3 protein-coding genes and 1 pseudogene are annotated in these 4322 nt (G+C 64.2%); 1 reads left to right on the top strand and 3 read right to left on the bottom strand.

What is annotated here, in order from left to right; genetic code table 11:
- Positions 1-309: 309 nt before the first annotated feature.
- The 3 genes and pseudogenes from DC522_RS32640 to DC522_RS32630 all read right to left on the bottom strand — a co-directional run bounded on the left by DC522_RS32640 (position 310) and on the right by DC522_RS32630 (position 3388).
- A complete protein-coding gene (locus DC522_RS32640; protein WP_165820430.1) occupies positions 310-1098 on the bottom strand; it encodes a DUF4239 domain-containing protein in 789 nt (262 codons plus the stop codon).
- A gap of 367 nt (positions 1099-1465) precedes the next feature.
- A pseudogene (locus tag DC522_RS32635) lies at positions 1466-2118 on the bottom strand (transposase); the annotation flags it as partial.
- A 202-nt stretch (positions 2119-2320) separates the two neighbouring features.
- Positions 2321-3388, bottom strand: a complete 1068-nt coding sequence (locus DC522_RS32630) for a sensor histidine kinase (protein WP_116532575.1) — start codon at positions 3386-3388, stop codon at positions 2321-2323.
- 343 nt (positions 3389-3731) lie between these two features.
- Here DC522_RS32630 and DC522_RS32620 point away from each other — a divergent pair, with 343 nt between their 5' ends.
- Positions 3732-4115 carry a response regulator gene (locus tag DC522_RS32620; RefSeq protein ID WP_116532573.1) on the top strand — a complete coding sequence of 128 codons (384 nt, stop codon included), beginning with the start codon at positions 3732-3734 and terminating at the stop codon, positions 4113-4115.
- Positions 4116-4322 lie beyond the last annotated feature (207 nt).

Below are 4322 nucleotides of genomic sequence, written 5' to 3'. Positions count from 1 at the left end.
TGTGCCCAGCTTGAGGTCATGCCGATGGCCGCGTAAAATCCAAGCCAATCAGCCTCCGGAAAATTCGGCGCGGTTCAGACCCCAGCATCTTCTTCCGGTACACGACACTGGCTGTCGCCTACTTTTTCAAGCAAGATTATCAGAAGGCCCGAGACTGGACACAACACGCTGTTGCGCGGCGGGCAAACTGGTGGATTGCGTGGGTTGTCCTCGCCACCAGCCAAAGCAGACGTTCGGTCTGCTTCCGAGACATGCAGTTGTCTCTGGGCCATGCTCCTCTGCAACAGCAGCGCCGGGTTCCACCAGCGGTTACGGCTGGAATTTCGCTCCAAAGTCCTCCAGCACCGCTAAGAGGGCCTCCGGCTGCACCCTCACTGGTCCCGCGAACGGATGGTTGATGGCGATGATCACAAGCAGCCCCGAGAAGATCAGGAAGGCCAGGATCCCAGTCATCATGGCCTGGACGCGCAGGTTCTCGGTGCCAAAGAAGAGCGTGAAGCCGATCGTCAGGACAGCACCCCCGACGAGCACGAACCAGAGCACCCCAGGGACCGCGCCAGAGGCCAGAACGAGCCTCGTGCGGCGTGCCTCGGTCAGGCCGTCAAGCTGGCGGAGAGCCTCATCTAAGAGAGCGGTCCCGCGGCCGTCGCCCGGGGTGAACGTCAGCAGGGCCGCATAGGTGGTGTCGAGGGCACGGGTTGTCTCGCGACTTGACCCACTCCGCGCCATCGCAGGCCAGTCCTCCGTCACAGCCGCCCTGAGATAGTTGGTCAGGCTATCGCGGAGAGCCCCGCCGGGACCTTCGCCGATTCCGTTGGCCAGGCGGTAGAGGGTCGCTGCCGCGCCAGCCTCCTGGGCCGCCGCATGCTCTGCCTCGCTGAACTTTTCCCAGACAATGATCACGGCGAAGGCCAGCAACACGGCATAGAGTACGCCGACGGTCGCGAAGGTAAAGCCAGCCACCTCGTTGTTGATCCGGAGCCGGTCCGAGCTGACGCGCCGGCGAACGAGGACGGGAGCGGCCATTGCGAGAAGCGTGGTCGCGCCGACGAGAAGAACGCCAGACAGCCATAACGGCAGGGTGGTCAGGAGAGCCATGGGTCTACCCGCTCCGGTCCAGTCCCATATGACGGATAGGAGCAAGTTTGCGCAAGTAACAACGGCCTTGCGGCAGGAGGCCATCGACGGCTCTGCCGGGGTACCGCCAAGCCCAACCGGCGATAAATGCCTGCGCCGGAACGACTGGTTAAGGCCAAAACCGGCCCCTGAGTACGGCAGCGTAAAGGTCTGCTCAGAGTTTTCAGGACTGTGGGACGTCCAAGCCTGCCCCGGTGCTCCGGCTCCTGAGCCGGGTTCGCGATGGCTGGAGGCGCATCGTCATGCCCCAGCCCCGGCAAAGGTGGGCATAGGGCGCAGCTTGGCGAGCCGCCTCAGGTTCTGGGCGGTGGCGGCCAGCAGGAGCTCATCCCTTGCGCCACAGGTTCCACGCAGTCTCAGACGAGTGAGCCGCCAGATGCTGCGGCTTGAGCCCAAAGCGCCAGCGGTGCGCTCGAGCATGGTACGAGAGGCTCCCACCTCCGCCTGCCGGATCACGCGGGTGGCCTCGGCACCATGATCTTGGGCCTGCCACTGATCACCTGGGATGGAACGCTGCTTGTTGGCATCAGCCGCGATCAGGCCGGCATCGACCGCAAAGCCTTCGCCCCCGACCAGCCCCTCGTGCAGGCATCGCTCGACCACACTCTCGAACAGGTGGCGCAGGATGTCGCTCTGGCGGAAGCGGCCGTGGCGGTTGCGCGAGAAGGTGGAGTGGTCCGGCACCTTGCCCTCCAAACCAAGCCGGCAGAACCAGCGGCACGCCAGGTTGAGGTGGACTTCCTCGCACAGGCGCCGCTCGGATCGGATGCCCAGGCAGTAGCCGATGATGCGCATGCGCATCATCAACTCGGGATCCACAGAGGGCCGGCCAATCGCGCTGTAGAACAGCTTGAGGGTAGAACCCACACTCTCCAGGTCGAGAAAGCGGTCGATGCGGCGCAGCAGGTGATCGGCAGGCAGATGATCGTCGAGGCAGAAGTCATAGAGGAGCTGTGCCGGCGCCACTTGCATGCCCATCATCGTCCCGCCCTCCACAAAGCGACAGGACGATGGAATCACGCCAGCCCACCTCGATCAACGTCCGACTAAATCAACACTATCTGCAAGGAGGCGACCTTCGTGCCGACTGCTGGGATTGCAGCCGGACCAGGCATAGGACGCACGCGCAAAGTCCAAGCTTGTGGCATGAAGCGCGCCAGCCGCACCAATCCGCTGGCTCCGGCTACTGCAACACCCCCTTGGCCGGGAGCTCGATGGTGCATTGGAGCCCGCCCGGCTTGAACGTCAGCGTCGTTGTTCCCCTGAGCTGGTACGGCAAGGTCTGCGTCAGAAGCTCGGTCCCGAAGCCGCTGCGCCGGGGTACGAGCGAGAACTCCGCCACCCCCGTCTCGGTCCACTCGATCATCAGGCGCGGATCGACATCCCGGTCCTCCAGGCGCCAGACCACCGTCACGTGCCCGTTGGGGCTCGCCAGCGCCCCATACTTGACCGCGTTGGTCGCCAGCTCATGGATGGCCAGTCCCACGGTCTCGGCCGCCTTGGGCTGGAGACGAAGATCGGGTCCCGACAGGCTGAACTGCTCGCCCTCTTGGGCCGCAAAGGAGAGCAACTCCTCCGCGACCAGGGATGCCAGAGCGATCCCGGCGGTGGGATCGCGCGTCACCGCCGCCTGCACCCGGGCGAAGGCACCAAGCCGGCCGTCGAAATGCATGGCGTAGTCCTCCACCGTCTCGCTTGTCTCCGCCGTCTGGCGCGCAATGGAGCGGATCACCGCGAGCGTGTTCCGCACCCGGTGCTGCAGCTCGGCCAGCAGCACCTTCTGGTGCTCCTCGGCCTTCTTGCGCTGGGTCATGTCGACCAGCATGTTGACGGCTCCGATCACGGCCCCGGACGCGTCGTGCAGCGGAGTCGGAGAGGCCAGAAAAGGAACCCGTGTCCCATCGGGACGCTCGGCGATGGCCTCCCCGTCATGGATAGCCCGGTTCTCCTTCAACGCGACGGCCATGGGACATTCATCGTGCGGCATTGGCCGCCCATCCGGCCAGAACAGGCGCCAGGAGCCGCACCATTCACTCGTTCCGAGCTCTGGGCGGCACCCCCACAGGTCAACAGCGGCCTGGTTGTAGAAGGTGATCCGCCCCGCGGCATCGGTGGTGTACACAGCGGCCGGCAAGGCTTCGAGGATGTGCAACAGCGGGTGTCCGCCGGCGATCTTGTCCAGCTCGCGGACCCTTGGGAAGCGCCGAGAACTGTCATCGGCAACGGTTAGATATGGTCTGTCACTCGACATTGAAGCAAGGGTCCAACCTGGCCCGCGGATGGTCCGATGTGATGTCCTGGAACCGGAGGCGGGCAATCTCGGCAAGCATATCAAAGCGCACAACAGCAAGGAGGGAGAAATCTATTCCCAATTGCACGTCGACATTATCAACCGAAGACAGCTTTTCTTTGTAAGCCAAGCGTTTGCGTAAGCCTCTGATCTCATGGTCGGTGGTGCGATCAGGAGGTCTACCGTCCAGCCTTACCCCATCGAATCCAACAGCGCGGCGGCAGAGGTTATGCTACTCTGGCGCAGCCGCTGCTAGCTTACTCCTGCCCGAAGCCCCTGACGAGGGTTCAACAAGGAACGGGGGATGATTGCTCCACCACGTGGCGCTTTGGCGCAACGCCGAGTGCTGGTTGCCGAGGACGAATACTTCATCGCCCGCGACATCGCCCGGGCGCTGCGCGCGCTCGGGGCCGAGGTGGTCGGGCCGGTGGCGTCCCGGGATGAGGTGCAGGCGATCCTGGCCACGGGCGAGCGCCTCGATGCGGCCATTCTCGACATCAACCTGAACGGCGAGATGGTCTTCCCGGTCATGGAGGCGCTCGCGGCCCGGGGCATCCCGGTTGTGTTCGCCACCGGCTATGACGAGAGCGCCGTGCCGGATCGGTACCAGGCCATTCCACGCTGGCAGAAGCCGTTCGACCCTCAGGCCCTGGTGCAGGCCCTGCCGGACCTCGTGCGAGACCCATAGGCCCGAGGCAACATGGCCCCTTGAAGGTCGCCTCCGGGTCAGAGACTGAATTTCCAAGCGCTCCATGAAGGTCCGCTTATTGCGCAGAAAGCAGATTAAGCATTCCTTCCCGGCTCACGTTCCGCACCTCGTGCAGGCTGTCGAGGATGAGGCCGAGCCGATCCCAGAGCTCGCCCGGCCCATCCTCCGGATGCTGATCGAGACACT

It is taken from the genome of Microvirga sp. KLBC 81 (genome assembly GCF_003075415.1).
In the GTDB taxonomy this organism is placed as follows: domain Bacteria; phylum Pseudomonadota; class Alphaproteobacteria; order Rhizobiales; family Beijerinckiaceae; genus Microvirga.
This window is presented reverse-complemented; position numbering and strand designations above follow the sequence as displayed.